This window comes from Methylobacterium platani, from assembly GCF_001653715.1.
GTDB classification, from domain to species: Bacteria; Pseudomonadota; Alphaproteobacteria; order Rhizobiales; family Beijerinckiaceae; genus Methylobacterium; species Methylobacterium platani.
In genome coordinates this window covers 2,752-3,180 of the sequence record NZ_LWHQ01000131.1, presented here as the reverse complement: position 1 = coordinate 3,180, position 429 = coordinate 2,752, and the positions used below count along the sequence as shown (strand labels likewise).

The 429-nt window shown below is 74.1% G+C and carries 1 pseudogene (only partly in view); it reads left to right on the top strand.

The window, feature by feature from the left end:
* Positions 1 to 3 precede the first annotated feature (3 nt).
* Positions 4 to 429, top strand: a pseudogene (locus tag A5481_RS31845) (alanine racemase) (it continues 601 nt past the right edge of the window).

Here is a 429-nt window from a genome sequence, read left to right as displayed (position 1 = left end):
GCCCTGCGCGCCGCGATCGCCCAGCACTTCGGCACGCCCGCCATCGTCGTCGACCTCGACCGGGTGGAGGCCAACATCGCGCGCCTGCAGGCGCTGTGCGATCGCGCCGGCATCGCCAACCGCCCGCACATCAAGACCCACAAGAGCCCGGTGCTCGCCCGGCAGCAGGTCGAGGCCGGGGCCGCCGGCATCGCCTGCCAGAAGCTCGGCGAGGTCGAGGTGATGGCGCAGGCCGGGCTCGACGACATCCTGCTTACCTACAACCTGCTCGGCGAGCAAAAGCTCGGCCGGCTCGGCCGGCTGCTCGCCGAGCGCCCGACCCGCATCACGGTCGCGGCCGACAACCCGGTGACCGTGGCGGGCCTGCCCGAGGCGGCGCGGATCGGCGGGCGCGACCTCGGCGTGGTGGTCGAATGCGACACCGGCCGC